The 17,271-nt window shown below is 39.5% G+C and carries 17 protein-coding genes; 7 read left to right on the top strand and 10 right to left on the bottom strand.

The window, feature by feature from the left end; translation table 11 throughout:
- Positions 1–140 precede the first annotated feature (140 nt).
- The 3 genes from ACOQO1_RS18380 to ACOQO1_RS18370 all read right to left on the bottom strand — a co-directional run bounded on the left by ACOQO1_RS18380 (position 141) and on the right by ACOQO1_RS18370 (position 3,871).
- Positions 141–1,442 (bottom strand): M20/M25/M40 family metallo-hydrolase, encoded by a 1,302-nt coding sequence (locus ACOQO1_RS18380; RefSeq protein ID WP_420604320.1) that lies wholly within the window; start codon positions 1,440–1,442, stop codon positions 141–143.
- A 36-nt stretch (positions 1,443–1,478) separates the two neighbouring features.
- On the bottom strand, positions 1,479–2,459 hold the full coding sequence (locus tag ACOQO1_RS18375) for a PLP-dependent cysteine synthase family protein (protein WP_420604319.1): 981 nt from the start codon (positions 2,457–2,459) through the stop codon (positions 1,479–1,481).
- Positions 2,460–2,629: 170 nt separating this feature from the next.
- Entirely contained in the window at positions 2,630–3,871 is a 1,242-nt protein-coding gene (locus ACOQO1_RS18370) for an ABC transporter permease (protein WP_420604318.1), read from the bottom strand.
- Between the two features lie 43 nt (positions 3,872–3,914).
- Here ACOQO1_RS18370 and ACOQO1_RS18365 point away from each other — a divergent pair, with 43 nt between their 5' ends.
- Positions 3,915–5,264, top strand: coding sequence for an exo-beta-N-acetylmuramidase NamZ domain-containing protein (locus tag ACOQO1_RS18365; RefSeq protein ID WP_420604317.1), 1,350 nt, complete (start codon positions 3,915–3,917; stop codon positions 5,262–5,264).
- Between the two features lie 8 nt (positions 5,265–5,272).
- On the opposite strand, the gene ACOQO1_RS18360 is transcribed toward ACOQO1_RS18365, so the two are convergent.
- The 4 genes from ACOQO1_RS18360 to ACOQO1_RS18345 all read right to left on the bottom strand — a co-directional run bounded on the left by ACOQO1_RS18360 (position 5,273) and on the right by ACOQO1_RS18345 (position 8,831).
- Positions 5,273–6,130 carry an alpha/beta fold hydrolase gene (locus ACOQO1_RS18360; protein ID WP_420604316.1) on the bottom strand — a complete coding sequence of 286 codons (858 nt, stop codon included), beginning with the start codon at positions 6,128–6,130 and terminating at the stop codon, positions 5,273–5,275.
- A gap of 17 nt (positions 6,131–6,147) precedes the next feature.
- A complete protein-coding gene (locus ACOQO1_RS18355; protein ID WP_420604352.1) occupies positions 6,148–6,987 on the bottom strand; it encodes a sterol desaturase family protein in 840 nt (279 codons plus the stop codon).
- Positions 6,988–7,062: 75 nt separating this feature from the next.
- The gene (locus ACOQO1_RS18350) at positions 7,063–8,280 is read right to left on the bottom strand and encodes an outer membrane beta-barrel protein (RefSeq protein WP_420604315.1); all 1,218 of its coding nucleotides are present in this window, start codon (positions 8,278–8,280) and stop codon (positions 7,063–7,065) included.
- A gap of 56 nt (positions 8,281–8,336) precedes the next feature.
- Positions 8,337–8,831, bottom strand: coding sequence for a YkgJ family cysteine cluster protein (locus ACOQO1_RS18345; RefSeq protein ID WP_420604314.1), 495 nt, complete (start codon positions 8,829–8,831; stop codon positions 8,337–8,339).
- Positions 8,832–8,911: 80 nt separating this feature from the next.
- On the opposite strand from ACOQO1_RS18345, the gene ACOQO1_RS18340 reads away from it, so the two are divergent.
- The gene (locus ACOQO1_RS18340; protein WP_420604313.1) at positions 8,912–9,619 is read left to right on the top strand and encodes a class I SAM-dependent methyltransferase; all 708 of its coding nucleotides are present in this window, start codon (positions 8,912–8,914) and stop codon (positions 9,617–9,619) included.
- 45 nt (positions 9,620–9,664) lie between these two features.
- Positions 9,665–10,531 (top strand): hypothetical protein, encoded by an 867-nt coding sequence (locus ACOQO1_RS18335; RefSeq protein ID WP_420604312.1) that lies wholly within the window; start codon positions 9,665–9,667, stop codon positions 10,529–10,531.
- A 13-nt stretch (positions 10,532–10,544) separates the two neighbouring features.
- On the opposite strand, the gene ACOQO1_RS18330 is transcribed toward ACOQO1_RS18335, so the two are convergent.
- Positions 10,545–11,177, bottom strand: a complete 633-nt coding sequence (locus ACOQO1_RS18330; protein ID WP_420604311.1) for a 7-carboxy-7-deazaguanine synthase QueE — start codon at positions 11,175–11,177, stop codon at positions 10,545–10,547.
- Between the two features lie 112 nt (positions 11,178–11,289).
- Here ACOQO1_RS18330 and ACOQO1_RS18325 point away from each other — a divergent pair, with 112 nt between their 5' ends.
- The 3 genes from ACOQO1_RS18325 (at position 11,290) to ACOQO1_RS18315 (ending at position 14,397) form a co-directional block, all read left to right on the top strand.
- Entirely contained in the window at positions 11,290–12,813 is a 1,524-nt protein-coding gene (locus tag ACOQO1_RS18325; RefSeq protein WP_420604351.1) for a helicase HerA-like domain-containing protein, read from the top strand.
- Between the two features lie 15 nt (positions 12,814–12,828).
- A complete protein-coding gene (locus ACOQO1_RS18320; protein WP_420604310.1) occupies positions 12,829–13,359 on the top strand; it encodes a hypothetical protein in 531 nt (176 codons plus the stop codon).
- Between the two features lie 75 nt (positions 13,360–13,434).
- A complete protein-coding gene (locus ACOQO1_RS18315) occupies positions 13,435–14,397 on the top strand; it encodes a YybH family protein (RefSeq protein ID WP_420604309.1) in 963 nt (320 codons plus the stop codon).
- On the opposite strand, the gene ACOQO1_RS18310 is transcribed toward ACOQO1_RS18315, so the two are convergent.
- Complete coding sequence (locus tag ACOQO1_RS18310; RefSeq protein WP_420604308.1) at positions 14,394–14,816, bottom strand: winged helix-turn-helix transcriptional regulator; 423 nt, start codon at positions 14,814–14,816, stop codon at positions 14,394–14,396. The two genes, ACOQO1_RS18315 and ACOQO1_RS18310, sit on opposite strands and share 4 nt — an antisense overlap.
- A gap of 97 nt (positions 14,817–14,913) precedes the next feature.
- Here ACOQO1_RS18310 and ACOQO1_RS18305 point away from each other — a divergent pair, with 97 nt between their 5' ends.
- The gene (locus ACOQO1_RS18305; protein ID WP_420604307.1) at positions 14,914–15,753 is read left to right on the top strand and encodes an alpha/beta hydrolase; all 840 of its coding nucleotides are present in this window, start codon (positions 14,914–14,916) and stop codon (positions 15,751–15,753) included.
- Positions 15,754–15,823: 70 nt separating this feature from the next.
- Here ACOQO1_RS18305 and ACOQO1_RS18300 read toward each other — a convergent pair whose 3' ends face one another.
- Positions 15,824–17,266, bottom strand: a complete 1,443-nt coding sequence (locus tag ACOQO1_RS18300) for a Gfo/Idh/MocA family protein (protein WP_420604306.1) — start codon at positions 17,264–17,266, stop codon at positions 15,824–15,826.
- Positions 17,267–17,271: the final 5 nt, after the last annotated feature.

Raw genomic sequence — 17,271 nt, 5'->3', positions numbered from 1 at the left:
AATTATGGGAAACATTTCGGTATCTGCATTCCTCCAACCCGGGCTTCCTTTTTGATGGATAAATTCGTGTCCCTCATTTATGAAACTCACCAATTCTCCCTGGTCAATTTTCACACTACAGTTTCCACACTCTAATTGCGTCATTTTTTAGAATTAATCAGCCTATAAATTAAGATTGCTGTTCGTTTGGTCAAAGCTTCAATGGTATTGAGATTTACAGTTTCTTGAGGGGTATGTGCCCCCGTGCCCATGGTGCCAAGCCCATCCAAACAATCTACATATTGTGCAACAAAAGATACATCTGCCGCCCCTCTTTTTCCTGGATCATAGGCCAATACCTCACCTTGGTTCAAATCCAAGCTTACCTCGTTCAACACATTCAACAAGGCTGTGTTTCCCTCAGTGGGCTGCATTGCCGGATAACTGTCCGTAAAAGTGATGCTAGCTGAAGTTTTGGGAAGGTTATTGTTCACCACTTCTTTCATTTTAGCCCTGGCCCGTTGCTTTTGTTCCTCTGAAATAAAACGCAAACCGCCTCTGGCAATAGCTTTTTGGGCAACTACATTTCCTTTTCCAAATACATCTCCCTTACTGGTTGTAGTGTCAAAATTCACAAAAGTTCCACCCAACAAAGTACCTGGATTAAAGGTCAATAGCTCCTCTCCTTTTACCTCGGTATAAAATTGATGTAGAATCCTGGAAATTTCGAAGATGGCTCCTGCTCCGGTACCCTCGCTGAAAACTCCCGAGGAATGGGCTCGTTTTCCCTCAACTTCCAAAGCCCATCCAGAGGCTCCTCTTCTAGCAACAGTTGCATAATTAAATCCGGTTGAGTTTTCAAAACCCAATGCAATGTCACTTCTTTGGGCGACTTCAATCAAATCTTTTCTGCTAATATCCAGCGGCTTTCCCGTACTTTCCTCATCCCCTGTAAATGCAACCACAATTTGTGCGTTTTTTAAAAGACCATGCTCATGTAGGGCCTTTAACGCATAAAGCACAATTACGTCACCTCCCTTCATATCGTTTCCTCCCGGTGCGTGGGCAATGCTGTCATTGACCATTGTAAATTTTTGAAAGGGGCTGTCTTCCTCAAAAACTGTATCCAAATGACCTATTAACAATAACTTTTTTCCTTTGTTTCCCGTAGTTTCGGCAAATAAGTGACCGGCCCTGTTCATTTCTGAAGGCATTCCAATCCATTTTGTATCAAAATTGATGTGCTCAAACGCATCTTTAAAGACCATTCCCACCTCTTTAACTCCTTCAGCATTTAAAGTTCCACTATTGATATTCACCACTTTTTCCAAAAAATCAATGGCCTCGGAATTATTATTGGCTACGGATGCTACAATTTTCTTTTCTGTGCGGGAAAGGTTTTGTGCAGATAAGGAAATGGATAACAAAAGAACGGAGACAATCAAAAAAGCTCTGTTTTGCATATTGACGGATTTTAACCTTCTAATTTAGGGATATTTTTAGTCTATATAACCTTTCTCCCTCATCCAGTCATCATTGAACATTTTGCCCACATAACGGCTTCCATGATCATGGAACAATACCACGACCACATCGTCTTTGGTAAAATGTTCTTTCAACTGTAACAAACCTTTTATTGCCGCTCCTGCCGAATTGCCCAAGAACATACCTTCTTCTTTGGCCAAACGCTGGGTATATACAGCGGCATCTTTGTCCGTCACCTTAGTGAAACCATCAATAATATCAAAATTGACATTTTTAGGAAGGATGTCCTCCCCAATCCCTTCTGTAACATAAGGGTAGATTTCATTTTGGTCAAAAATGCCAGTTTCATGGTACTTTTTGAAAACCGAGCCATAGGTATCGATTCCCCATATTTTAATATCCGGGTTTTGTTCTTTAAGATACTTTCCAACACCTGAAATGGTACCCCCGGTTCCCACTCCAACTACAAAATGGGTGACTTTTCCATCAGTTTGTTTCCAAATTTCTGGTCCGGTGGTTAAATAATGTGCCTTTGTGTTGCTAGGGTTGTCATATTGGTTCACGTACCACGAGTTTGGAACTTCCGTAGCCAAACGTCTTGCAGTCGAATAATAACTTTGAGGGTCATCTGGCTCCACATCCGTAGGGCATACATGTACCTCGCTTCCCATCGCTTTTAAAACATCCACTTTTTCCTTGGATTGTTTGTCGCTGATTACGCAAATCATACGATACCCTTTTATCACGGCAGCCAAAGCAAGTCCCATCCCTGTATTACCTGATGTACCTTCAATAATGGTACCTCCTGGTTTTAGAACACCGGAAGCTTCAGCGTCCTCAACCATTTGAAGGGCCATCCGATCCTTTACGGAATTTCCAGGGTTGAATGTTTCATATTTGGCCAGCACCAAACAGGGTAATTCGGCCGTTAATTTATTTAGTTTTACCAACGGGGTGTTCCCAATGGTTTCAAGAATGTTGTTTGCATATTCCATAGTCACTGCAAAGGTAATCTTTTGAGTTGCTGAATTTTTCGACCTTAAAATTTTTGAATATCTATTAAGTCAATTGAGTGCAGAAGGCGAAATAGTTAAACAATATGTAGTTAGGAAAATAAAAAAATCATATCTGACCTTAGTTTATTGCACAATCATCAGTCGTTAACTTATTCAAACTTAATAGCCTTTACCGGGGTAATTTTAGTTATGATGTAAGATGGCAGCAAAAGCATTAACAAACATAGAATCATTACGCCTAGGTTTAACAACAAAATCATGGGAAGGTCAATTTGAACTGGAATGTATTCAATGTAATATTCCTCAGGGTTGGGAAACTTAAAAAATCTGAATTTATGCTGTAGATAAAGTAACCCCAAACCGATGCCATTGCCCCATAACAACCCTATAATAATTAAATAGGAGGCATTATATAAAAAAACCTTTCGGATACTCCAGTTGTCCGAGCCCAATGCTTTTAGCACGCCTATCATCTGCGTTCGTTCCAAAATCAAAACCAATAAAGCGGTTATCATATTGATTCCTCCAACTATGATCATAATGCCAATGATCAATCCAATGTTAAAATCAAACAGCCCGATCCATTCAAATATTCTGAAATATTTTGTTTTGATATTTACCGCATCAAGGTCCGATGGCGTTTTACTATAGATTTCATTGCTTTTTTCCTCTAACTCATCAAAATCGCTAAGGAAAACCTCAAAATTTCCTATCTCGGTTTCCGACCATTTGTTCATTCGCTGTATATGCCGAATGTCGACAAAAACGTAAGTGGCATCAAATTCTTCAAAACCGCTGTCATAAATACCTACTATTTGAAACTTTCTGTTATTTGGCACTCTTGATGCATCTCCATCTTTCAAGAAAAAAGAGAAAAATGAATCCCCTACTCCCAATTGCAACCGATTGGCCATCATTCTGGAAATCAGCACCTCATCATTAAGCTTTGCGGAATAATCGGGTAATCTTCCATCAACTACATACTCCTTAAAAACCGACCAGTTATAATCTTTGCCCACCCCTTTGGCAAGCATACCTTCAAAAGTATCTTCCGTTCTAATGATTCCTCCTTTGGTTGCCACACCCTGTACATGTGCCACACCATCCACATCTTTGAATTCTGGATAAAAATCCTGTTCCAGTTCAACAGGTGTTATGGAAACTTCGGAAATGTTATTATCGTAGTTGGAAATCTGTATATGCCCATTGAAAGCCGCTACTTTCTCCCTAATCTTTTGTTTTAGGCCCACTCCTGTTGCAATGGCAATGAGCATCATCACAATACCAATAGCAATGGCCGCAATGGCAATTTTTATTATAGGAGCGGAAATACTAATTTTATGCTCCTTCCCTGTTATCAGGCGCTTGGCAATAAACAATTCTAAATTCAACGAATGCCCATTTTATCTATTGAACTCATTTAAACTTTTTCAAATGGCTAAAAAATTATCCTTTTGCACTCATTTTTTGCCTTTTTCTCCTTTCATAGCCCAGCTATGCAACTTAAAAAAATCTTCAACTGCGCACAAAACCGTTGATTTTCGCTTCATTTCAAAAAGGTCAAACGAGTTCATTTTCAAAAGTACAGTTTTATTGTTGGTTTTGCTGTTCTCATCCTGCAGAGGACAAGAAAAATCCAACAATCCCATCGCAGAAAATGTAAAAACCGATACCATACAACCTGTTGAAGTTGCCGCCAATAGAAGCTCTCAATATCTACCCCTTCTAAAAGGAAAAGCTATTGGGATTATCGCCAATCAAACCAGTGTTGTTTTCAAAGAGAAGGGTCATACCCATCTTGTAGATTCCTTACTTTCTTTAGAAATAAAAGTGGAAAAGGTTTTTGCACCAGAACACGGATTCCGTGGTAAAGCAGATGCAGGTGAGTATGTTAAGGATGGAATGGACGCTAAAACTGGTCTTCCCATTGTTTCACTGTATGGAAAAAACAGAAAACCTTCCAAGGAACAATTGCAGCATATTGATATGATTGTTTTTGATATTCAAGATGTTGGTGTGCGATTCTATACCTATATCGCCACTTTGCAATTGGTGATGGAAGCATGTGCAAATAACAATATTCCCATTTTGGTCTTGGACCGACCCAACCCCAATGGGCATTACGTAGATGGGCCAACTATGAAGGAAGAACATACCGGTTTTTTGGGTATGACCGAAATTCCGTTGGTGTATGGAATGACCATTGGCGAATATGCCCAAATGATCAATGGAGAGGGATGGCTTGAAAATGGAAAGAAAGCCAATTTAACTGTTGTACAGCTCAAAAACTATACCCATGATACTTCGTATCATTTGCCCATAAGGCCTTCACCCAATCTTCCAAGTGATACCGCTATCAATCTCTATCCCAGCTTGGGGCTTTTTGAAGGGACAAATGTCAATGCCGGTCGTGGTACGGAGTTTCAATTCCAACGCTATGGTGCGTCGTTCCTGGACAGCACAACATATGACTTTAGCTACGTGCCCCAACCAAATTTTGGGTCTAAACACCCAAAAGAGGAAGGCAAAAAGTGTTTTGGAAAGGATTTATCCAAAACTGAACGAATGGATTCTGTTTCCCTTCAATGGTTGATTGATGCTTACGGGAACTCTGTGGACAAATCAAATTTTTTTAAAACCAGTTCCTTTACCAAACATGCCGGTACTCCCAAACTACAAAAACAAATTGAAGCTGGATCAACAGAACAGGAAATCAAGGATTCCTGGCAAGAAGAATTGGAAGCTTTTAAAAATATCAGGAAGAAGTATTTAATCTATGATTAAATAGGCGCTTAGACCTCATCAAACCATTGAGAGGTCCGTTCCCAAAGCGTTTCCTTAAATTTTCTACTAAAAAATCCAAAATGCCCTATTTTGTTTACTCCAATATCTTTTGGATATACGGTTTCATAGTTTTTATTCGCATTTTGGAATAAATCATGTATCCGCAACAAAGCAGGTTTTGTTCCGATGGGGTCGTCAGAAATGGCCAAGGTCAGCAACTTTCCTGTGAACTGATCATAATACATGTCAAATCCATTTTTTGCGAATTGACCGACCATATCAGGTCTTTTCCTACGGGCATGCCATTGTTCAACGACACCCTTTGGAATATCCTCCAGCATCCCCAGTCTTTTCCCCGGAAAATATCCCATCATTTTGGTAATGGCCGGAAAGAACAAATGCCACATAAAATATAGTTTTAGCCGATCTTTTTTCCAATCCTTAAAATATGCAGTTTGTGCTCCAATGTTCACCACCGCGGCAATATGTTGTACGGCAGGAGTCATTCCAATCAATGTGCCTCCTATACTATGCCCCAAGACCAAGATGGAAAAATCCGGATAATTCCTCTTTACATAATCCAATATGGAGCTTACATCCTTCTCTCCCCACTCTGTAAAAGAAGCTTGAAAGCCCTTGAGTTTTGAAGGGCGCGAAGCAGCAATTCCACGATAGTCATAGGTTATGACATGAAACCCTTTTTCTGCCATAAAAAGAGCATAATTCTTGTACAATCCTTGACTTACGGCAGTTGCCGAATTAATAATTAAAAACTTCTTTTTTGTGTTGGCTTCATTTGGGGTATAAATTATTGCATTTAGAATGAAGTTATCCAAGCATTTAACACCTGTTTCCTTTCCAATCAAAATAGATAAATTATAGGTTAAGTTTCGTTTTTTTCGGTAGTGGGTCTACGATATTTATGAAAAGGTTGCTTTAATAATCCAACAATACTGCTGTTTTCTTTTTCATCTGGGAATGTATCCACACCATAAACTATTTTATCCACATCCATTGTCATGTACGTACCAAACAGTCTATCCCAAATCGAAAAAATATTTCCGTAGTTTGAATCTGTATAAGGCAATTTATAATGGTGGTGTACCTTATGCATATTTGGGCTGACAATAATCCAGCTGATTACATCGTCCAATTTCTTAGGCAATCTAATGTTGGCATGGTTAAATTGTGAAAGCACCACCGACATACTCTGGTACAACATAATAATTCCAATGGGAGCACCTACGATAAAAACCCCTATTAAGGTAAATGTATACCGAATCAAACTTTCCAAAGGATGGTGTCTGTTTGCAGTAGTGGTATCCACATTATGATCGGAATGGTGCACCAAATGAACCATCCATAGCGGTTTTACCTTATGCTCTACCCAATGTGCCGTGTAAGCCCCAATAAGGTCCAGGAAAACAACTCCTAAAACCACATAAAGCCACAAGGGCATCACTGGCAACCAATTAATGATTCCAAAGTGATTGGCAACAGCCCAATCTGATGTTTTCAACAGCAAAAAGGCCAGTGGAAAGTTGACAATAATAGTTGTAAGGGTAAAGAAAAAATTTGGAACAGAATGCCGCCATTTTTTATAGGGAACATTAAAAAGGGGCACAATACCTTCCAAAATCCAAAACAAAGTGATTCCGCCCACCAGAATAAGGCTTCGGTGCAGCGAAGGGATGGTTTCAAAGTAGGTCATTATTTGTTCCATTATGGGAGAAATTACACGTTTGGCATCTTCTAAGATAACCATTACGCTTTAATTTATACTTTTCCCATAATCTCTTTAGAAAACCCTAAATGTAGTCAAAAAGTTTAAATTATTGGTTGAGGATTCAGTTGGTCGACCTGAAAGTTTTGGATTGAAGCCATATCTTACCTCAACGGAGACAAGCTTGTAACGTAGCCCTATTCCAGTTAAAATGGCTGTCCGATTGGTTTTAATCTCCCCAGCCAAGGGTTCCCTTTCCCTCCTGTTCTCGTTGCCAAAAAATACGGAGTTCGAATATTCCGTGCTCTTATCCGAAAGCTGAAATCCTAGATTTACTCCTACGTTCAGAAAAACTTTTGCATTGTTTGATTCTTTCCCAAAATTATATCGAATCATACTATTAGCCTCAAGGTAGCTTAAATCCATGGAGAGGAAATAATCTACATATTGTTCCACAAACTGTTCCTGGCTTCTATAAAATGCATCAAACTTATAATTCTGCAAAAGAAGTTCATTGTAGAACTGTAATCTTTTAGTTCTTCTTAAGAAATTAAGATCAAATGCCACTCCGTATGTAACATTACCTTCATCCCCTTTATCAATATTATAGTTGCCATAGTAGCCTCCCGTCATATCATAAGACGTTTGTTTGTACCCGCCAACTAAGTACAGTGAAACCTCAATGGGATTTTTCTCCTCTACAAAAATACTTTTGCCAGAAATACATTCGTTGTAGGCAATAACTGCTTTCTTTAAGCTTGATGTATTAAAGTTTATATAGTCCGTTTTGGGAGCTCTTTCACAATCCGAAAACAGAATATTCAATTGACCTACATAATGATTTAAAGTAGCCTTACTTGACTTTTTGAGCCTAATAAGTTCCAAAATCTTTTCTCCCTTTGAAACAAAGTAATGTATTCTGGTATCCTTATAGGTAAACAAGCTAACATCCCCTTGAACCAAAGTTTTTAAAAAAACTTTTTTTTTGACCCATTCCAGTTCCTTAAAATCCGTTAAACTTTGAAGGTTTTGGTTAGTGGTATTTAATTCGATTTCCCGGGCAACGTATCTATCACCATTTGTTTTGAATCCTTTGATCTGTGATGGAGTGTAATAAAAATTCTCTCCATCCAGACTTACTTCAATCTTATCAGGAGTTCTAACGAAAGCATTGTAATCGGTTTCACCATTTATCACAGTCCCGTCGGCCAATACGACCTCAATGCTCTGTGCGCCTAAAAAATTAATGGATAAAAAAAGAAGACATGGGAAAATAAACGGAAGTTTTTGCATAATGCTTGATGAGGTTAAGTTTTGAATTAAAAGTCACAAAAATAATTTTTTATGCGCTACTTACTTAATCTTTTTTTCATCTCTTCCACGATGTTATAGGCGGCTGGACAAACAGCTACATTTTTAAGTGTTAGATGGCTAATCTGTTGGAACTTTTTTCTATCCGTATGTGGAAATTCCCTGCACGCTTTGGGTCTTACATCATAAATGGAACAATAGTTATCCGTTCCTAAAAAAGTACAGGGCACTTGTTTTAGCACATAATCGTTTTCCTCATCGATCCTTAGGTAATTTGTTATAAACTGTGAAGGTTTCAATCTAAAATATTTGGCTATGCGCTCAATATCCCCATTAGTAAATAGTGGGCCCGTAGTTTTACAGCAGTTTGCACAAGTTAAACAATTGGTCCGTTCAAACTCTGCATCATGCAATTCCTGCATCATGTAATCCAGCTTCTTCGGTGGTCTTTTTTTGAGCTTAGCAAAAAACTTCTTGTTTTCGTTATGTTTTTCCTTTGCTTTTTTGGGCAATAGTTTTAGTTCCTCCTCCATATATGGCAAACATAAAAAACTGTTCCCATTTAAACCTTAATCCGTAATTAAAGTCCCATTTTTGCACTATTCAGTTTATTATGTCAGATATTTTTGGAAACGCCCTGTTGGATTATCACTCGGGAAATTATACCGAGGACATCAAAACCTATTCTTCATTGGACGAGGAAGATTCCATTCCCCTCCCCTATTTGTTTCGAAACTTTAGTGAAATGCCCGTTCTAGAGCAAAAAGCACTGGAATTGGCCAAAGGGAAGGTCCTGGATATAGGTTGCGGGGCAGGAAACCACTCGCTATACCTTCAGCTAAAAGGTTTTGAGGTAACAGCTTTAGATGCGTCAGAGGGAGCGATTGAGGTTTGTAAAAAAAGAGGGGTTGAATCTACTGCGCATGGATCAATCCTTGATTATAGTTCCCAAAAGTTTGATACCCTTCTTTTGCTTATGAACGGCATTGGGCTGGCAGGAAAACTTATTGAACTGGATGGTTTTTTGAACCATTTAAAGTCATTGTTACGCCCTAATGGTCAAATTTTACTGGATTCCAGTGATATTATTTATATGTTTGAGCAAGATGATGATGGTGGTTTTTGGATTCCAAATGATGGTAAATATTATGGCGAAGTAGTTTTTACTATGGAATACAGGGGCAAGAAAGGCAGTCCGTTTAACTGGCTGTATTTAGATTTTAATACCTTGCAAAATGCATGTTTGGCCACAAATTTAAAGTGTGAACTTGTAATATCGGGAGAACATTACGACTATTTGGCAAAACTTTCTTTAAGATAATAATAGAACTCGCAATAGGGCGTTTTAACTAAACATCCATTTACAATGAAAAAGAAAATCATACTTTATTCCCTATTTTGTTTAGGTATTATTATAAGCTGTTCCAAAGATTCCGATGATACTCCGCCCACTAAAAATGTGGATAAATCGGCCAACTTATTGGCAACTGGTGCTTCGGCCAATGATATACTTTCAAATACCAATTTTGATGATTTGTTGATTGAAATAGCCTATGTTACCGGATTCAGGCCAACAACAACCTCTATATCCGACCTTGAAAATTATCTTAGGCAGCGAACTTTTAAGCAAAATATTGATTTTATCTATAAAGAATTGGAATCTCCCAACGAAGAAACGCTGGTTGTAGATGAGATTGATGATTTGGAACAAGAAAATAGAACCGCCTACAATGATGGGAAGACCTTGGCCTTTTACATTTATTTTGCAGATGCTCCCTCGGATGGCGATGACGTGGATGAAGGCTTGGTAACACTAGGCGCTGTTTATAGAAACACTTCCATGGTCATATACGAATCCACTGTAAGGGAATTGGCAAGTAGAAGCAATACCATATCCATTGCAGATGTGGAATCTGCAACAATGCAACATGAATTTGGGCATCTGTTTGGATTGGTCAACCTAGGCACTACTCCAGTAAACGACCATGAAGATTCCGAAGCAGAAAACCACTGCAACATCACAGGTTGTTTAATGAGAGCGGAACTCCAATTTGGTGGGCCAACAAACAAGAGTTCGAAAGTGACATCAAAAAGTGGACTGCATTCTGCTTGTGACTTATCTGGAATGGGTATGATGAAATTATTGCAGCAACAGGCTTCGAGAGGGCTCCCCGTAGTGCCTGCTTTAGATTCCGAATGTATTCTAGACCTTCAAAGCAATGGGGGGAAATAAAAGAGCCTTTTCCTCAAGGTATATTTAAATACTTATGTGTCTGTAAGGATACGATCCATTTTGGATTTCGCATTACATAATCCACAATCAATGGAATCATTTTATCACGCACACTCCATTCAGGTTGAAGGTATAGTATACAATTCTCATTGACCTTAGCAGCTTGTTCTTCAGCAAAGATAAAATCATGTTTGTTATACACGATTACCTTTAATTCGTTGGCTACGCCATAGATTTCTTCCTTCGGAAGTTTGTTTTTCTTTGGGGACAAACAAATCCAGTCCCAAGTTCCCGTTAAAGGATAGGCCCCAGAGGTTTCAATATGGGTTTTTAGATTCTTACTTTTTAAACCAGCGGTAAGCGGCTCCATGTCCCAGGTCAATGGCTCTCCTCCTGTAATCACTATAGTATTGGAATATTTAGCAGCGTTTGCAACAATTTTTTCAATACTTGTTGGTGGATGTGTCTCCGCATCCCAGCTTTCTTTCACATCGCACCAATGACAACCTACATCACAGCCCCCAATACGAACAAAATAGGCTGCCGTTCCTTTATGATAGCCTTCTCCCTGAATGGTATAAAACTCCTCCATTAAAGGCAGCATATGCCCTTTTTCAACCAAACTTATGACCTGTTCCGAAACCATTGCGCAAAGATACGTTGGATGGTTGGATTACTTTGCAATTGTAGGGACTGTTTCCCCATTCAGCTTGCAGAATTGCTTAAAATTACCCTATTTTTATCGGAAATTGAATTCCATGAGCACTACCGAAAAATTCTTTGAACATATAGAGAAAGGCTATACCACCAAAGGTGACTACATTACCATGGGGGCTGGAATGTTCAATGGAGAGGCCGTGACCAACGCCTTTGTAAAGGTTCCCTTAAAAACCCTCAATCGACATGGCCTTATTGCAGGTGCCACAGGTACCGGAAAAACCAAGACCCTTCAGGTAATAGCTGAAAATCTTTCAGAGAAGGGTATTCCTGTTTTGCTCATGGACCTTAAAGGTGATCTTAGCGGCATTGCACAACCCAGTCCCGGACATCCCAAAATTGATGAACGTCATGGAAAAATTGGATTGCCATTTGAAGCAAAAGGATTTCCGGTAGAAATTTTATCCCTTTCGGAACAGGACGGAGTTCGATTAAGGGCCACAGTTTCAGAATTTGGACCCGTTTTATTGTCAAGAATATTGGACCTTTCAGTTACCCAAGAGGGTATTGTGGCCGTGGTATTCAAATATTGTGATGACAACAAACTTCCCCTTTTGGACCTGAAGGATTTCAAAAAGGTATTGCAATATGCCACTGGAGATGGGAAAAAAGAATTTCAAGAGGCCTACGGACGTATTTCTACCAGTTCCACAGGAACCATTCTAAGAAAGATTATTGAACTGGAACAGCAAGGTGCGGACCTCTTCTTTGGTGAGAAATCGTTTGAAGTGGATGATCTCGTCCGCATTGATGAAAACGGAAGGGGGTATATCAATATTATCCGATTGACCGATATTCAAGACAGACCCAAATTGTTTTCCACATTTATGTTGAGTCTTTTGGCCGAAATATACGCTACATTTCCTGAACAAGGAGATAGCGACAGGCCAGAATTAATCCTGTTTATTGATGAGGCCCATTTAATCTTCAAAGAGGCTTCCAAGGCTCTGTTAGACCAGATTGAAAGCATTGTAAAACTGATTCGTTCGAAGGGCATTGGACTCTATTTTGTGACCCAGAACCCAACCGATGTCCCCGATGATGTATTGGCCCAACTAGGGCTCAAAGTGCAGCATGCCCTACGGGCATTTACCGCCAAAGATAGAAAGGCCATTAAATTGACCGCAGAAAACTACCCCGATTCTGAGTTTTACGACACCAAAGAGGTACTTACTTCCCTCGGAATCGGAGAAGCTTTAATCTCTGCCTTAGATGAAAAAGGAAGACCCACCCCTTTGGCCGCTACCCTGCTTCGTGCTCCAATGAGTCGCATGGACGTGCTAACGGATGCTGAACTTAAGGAGGCATTGGGCAAGTCAAAGCTCATTAAAAAATACAATGACGAAATTGACCGCGAAAGCGCCTATGAAATCCTCAATGAAAAGATTGAAAAAGCCGAAAAGGAGGCTGAAAAAGAAAAAGAGCGAGAGCAAAAACGAAAAACATCTTCAAGGAGAAGCTCTTCTTCAAGAAGAAGTACTCGTATGAATCCTGTGGTAAAGGTACTTACAAGTGCTACATTTATTCGTGGAGTACTTGGTGTGTTAAAAAAAGTTATTCGATAGCTAGTTTATATGTTTATGAAGAAGATAAGTTTAGTTCTTGGAATTTGTTTATTCATTCTAGGTTGTGGGGAAAAAGACACCACATTTTTAATCACGGAAAACTCTGTTGGCCCCCTCTTGGAAACTACTCTTGTAGATGACCTGGAGTCGGTTTTTGTGCAAGATTCCCTTGTAAAGGATTCTGTCGACCCAAAAACAGGAAAAATTAAGGTTTACGAAAAAGGCGGTAAACATCTATTGACATTCACCCCTGGTTCCGACAGTATTCCCACTATTGGAAATATTAGGGTTTTTGACGCTAGGTATAAAACGGACAAAGGCGTCAGTTTGCAAAGTACTTTTCAGGATATACAAAGCAACTATACCATAAAGAAAATTGCTACAACGCTCAACAGTGTGGTCATTTTTCCAAAAGAAAGCAATCTTTATTTTACCATAGACAAAGAGGAACTACCATCTAATTTGCGATATACTTCTTCCAAAATTGAAGCCGTTCAAATACCTCCTACGGCCAAAATCAAATATTTGATGCTGGGGTGGGAGTAGCAGCTGTTAATTAATTCCTAAAGAAAGCTGCCACTTTGGTTCATTTGGGTAATTTGATTGGATAAAACCATCCAAATGAAAATTGCTTTCCTATCCATTTTATTTCTGGTTCCTGTCTTATTAGTAGCTCAATACGATTTTGAACCTTCCCCTGAGCACCCTTTCGGACTTCCCAATCCCAACGCACCAAAGGAATTGCTGGATTTTGCTCCGCTGATTGGAGAATGCAACTGCAAATCGGTTACATGCAAGGCCGATCAGACTTGGGCCGAACCCGTGGATATGGTATGGCGTTTTAAATATATTATGAACGGCATGGCTATTCAGGATGAAACATTAAAAGAAGACCAAACCTACTCGGGAAGTATTCGTCAATTCAGCCAGGATAGTACACGTTGGTATGTACATTATTATTCCACCAGAGCAGTTTCCACAACGCTACGTACCTGGGAGGGAAATAGAAACGAAGAAGGTAAGATTGTGCTGTACAGAGAACAAAAAGCGCCCAACGGTACGGAGGGCTTCTATAGATTGTCATTTTATGATATTGATGAAAAAGGGTTTAAATGGGTTGGGGAATGGGTAGATAAAACAGAATCCGTAGTATTTCCCACTTGGAAAATCGATTGTTCCAACGGTAAGGTTTCACGGTCGGATTCAAAAGAAAAAAACAAAATAATCGCAGCATCCAAAAAATTTTCCAAGGCGTATATGGCCCAAGATTTTGATACCATGGCAGATATTTATACATATAACGCTAAACTTATTCCCTTAGGAATACCTATTGTTGAGGGGCGCGAAGCCATTAAAAAGAGATGGGAACAGGGAAAAGACACTAAAATTATTTCCCATAGCATGGATGCCTCAGAAATAAACATCATTGACAATTATGCCTACGATTATGGGTATTATAGCGGTACTAGCCAAAAGGGAAAAGAACCGATTACCAAATGGAAGGGCAAATATGTTGTTGTATGGAAAAAAGAAGAAGGTTCTTGGAAAATGTATATCGATATCTGGAATAGGTTAAAAGACTAGACCAATCCATATTTTTCACGATTCGCAATCACCTTTGGACTGTTCATTTGCATCCATTCGGTCAATTCCAAAAGACGTTCAACATATGATTGTCCAAAATCGGTAAGACTGTACTCCACACGTATTGGCACTTCAGGATATGCGGTTCTTGTGATATACCCATCCGCTTCCAAAACTTTTAAGCGTTGACTCAATACCTTATTTGAAATACCATAAACAAACTTTTTCAATTTATTGAAGCGTAGCACAGGAAAAAATCCCAACCAAAGAATAATCAAGATACTCCACTGGTCTGAAGCTACTGACATTACATCGCGTACGGGGCAAAGTTCCGGTGGGTTTTTATAATCAATGTGCCCAAACATTTTTTGTAATTTTTTTGCTGTTCTAATTTGCTGATTTTCAGTAACAGTTTCCATCGGTATACTTGGTTTTAGTAGAGTGACCTCTTTTTTCTTCTAAAATGAATACGTAATTTTAGTTTCTTATATAGAGTAAGTTACAAAAAGTAACCATATGAAAAAACTGCTCACTAAAATACTTCCTCTTGCATACGGTCAATATTTTAACCTCTATTCCCTTTTTACTCCTCAAAAAGCCGCGCATAAGGCTTTCAATTTATTTTGTACAGTTAGAGGAGGAAAGGTAAAACCGCAACAAGCTGATTTTCTGGAGAAAAGCAAAAATGGAATAGAACAAGTGGCTAATCATCAGTTACAATCATACCATTGGCCAGGAGAGAAAGAAACGGTGCTACTGGTTCATGGTTGGGAAAGCAATACATTCCGCTGGCGAAACCTCATTAAAAAACTACAGGAAGCTGATTTCAATATTATTGCCTTTGACGCTCCATCACATGGCCATTCCTCAGGTAAGCTTTTGTATGTGCCACTTTATGAGGAAGCCCTTCACCATATAGTCAAAAAACATAATCCAAAGTATCTAATAGGACACTCCGTTGGAGGAATGACATTACTTTATAACGAATACAAAAACCCAAATCCTGAAGTGGATAAAATGGTGGTCATTGGAGCTCCTTCGGAGTTTTATGAGCTAATGAACCATTACCAGGATCTTCTAAAGTTCAGCAATCGGTTTATGGATATCCTTGACCAGTACATCTTAAATCGGTTCGGGTTTAAAATCCATGAGTTTTCCACTTCAAAATTTGCAAAATCAAATACCAAAAAAGGATTGTTGTTTCATGACAAATTGGATATAGTTGCACCATACCATGCCTCTGAACAAGTTCATGCCAACTGGAAGGGCAGTAAATTGGTAACCACGGAGGGGTTGGGACATTCCATGCACCAAGAAGAGGTAAATAATGAAATCATTTCATTTCTTGAGGCATAGCTCATCTTATAAAAAATCCCAAACACCGTACAGCATTTGGGATTTTTAATTATCCATTAAAAGGAAATAACTAGAATTTTCTATATTCCCCTTCCAAATATTGATTGGCTTCTTCTTCCGAAAATCTCGCCTTTTCGCTATCCCAATGCAGTGTTTGATTGGGAAAACGTCCTGCTATGACTCCCAAAAGGATGGTTTCGGTCAAACGTGCGGCGTATTCAAAAGGAGCGGTACATTTGTCCTTGCCCAAACAGGCATCAATAAACTGGTGATAGTGCTTGGGTCCTTCACTATTATAATTTCTAACCGGTTCTCCTAAATTTTGCTTGGCAATTTCTTTAGAAATGTCCACATATTTACCGCGCACAATTTTTCTGGGCAATTGCATAAAATGAGGCAAAAGTAAGCGTCCCTTTGTACCCACAAACATAGCACCCTGTTCTGGTAATTGACCCTCTGCGGCAACGCCAGCATCCAAGGAATTGTTGTTTTTTACAGTTTGTTTCTTTTTGCCGGCGGTCTTTGCTCCCGGAAGCACTAAATCTTCATGGGCTGGAGGCATTCCAGGGCCATCATACCAAATCCACTTTAATGATTTTCCTGTGTATTCTGTTCCTGGAAATTCATAGGTAACCGTATTATTTTCCGGATATCCAAAACCATTCGGTTCTCGGCATTCGTTTTTAATGGTCCTAGGCACATCAAGGTTCAGCGCATTATATGGTGTATCAAAAATATGAACACCCATATCCCCCAAAGTACCACATCCGTAGTCCATTAGCTTTCTCCAATTCCCTGGATGGTAGTATCCTTCCTTGTAAGGACGCTCCGCCGAAGTGCCCAACCAAAGATTCCAGTCCAACTGAGCAGGCACAGTGTCTTCGCCTTCCGGTTCAGCACCATTGTATCCCCAAGATTTTGGGCTCCATGCATGCACCGTGTGTACTTTACCAATAATCCCATCCTGTATCAACAACGTGGCCAATTTGTAATCGTAAAAAGAATGTACCTGTATACCCATTTGGGTAACCAGACCTTTGTCTTGAGCCATTTTCTTCATAGCTCTCGATTCAGAAACATAGTGGGTCAAAGGTTTTTGGCAATACACGTGCTTATCCTTTTCCATGGCCATTAATGAGGCGGGAGCATGGGTATGGTCAGGGGTAGATACAATTACCGCATCAATCTCATCTGCCATTTCGTCCAACATCACACGATAGTCAAAAAACACTCGAGCCTTGGGATGTTGCTTTCGTGCAGTGGATAAGTTGATTGCATCAACATCACAAAGTGCCACCACATCAACTTGCGGGTGCGATGAAATATCATTAAGATCCGCAGCTCCCATATTGGCTACTCCAATATGTGCTGTTCTTATTCTGCCTTCAGGCTTTATTGCTCTTAACTTTTCATTGGCGCTAAGAACAGAAGGTGCGGCCAACAAACCGAGGGCACCCACACCACTTTTCTTTAAAAAATCCCTCCTATCTTGATTTGATGTCTTTTTACTCATACTAT

The organism is Flagellimonas sp. (assembly GCF_965222555.1).
Classification (GTDB): domain Bacteria; phylum Bacteroidota; class Bacteroidia; order Flavobacteriales; family Flavobacteriaceae; genus Flagellimonas.
Note: the sequence above shows the minus strand (reverse complement) of the source record. Positions and strands in the feature narration are given on the sequence as shown.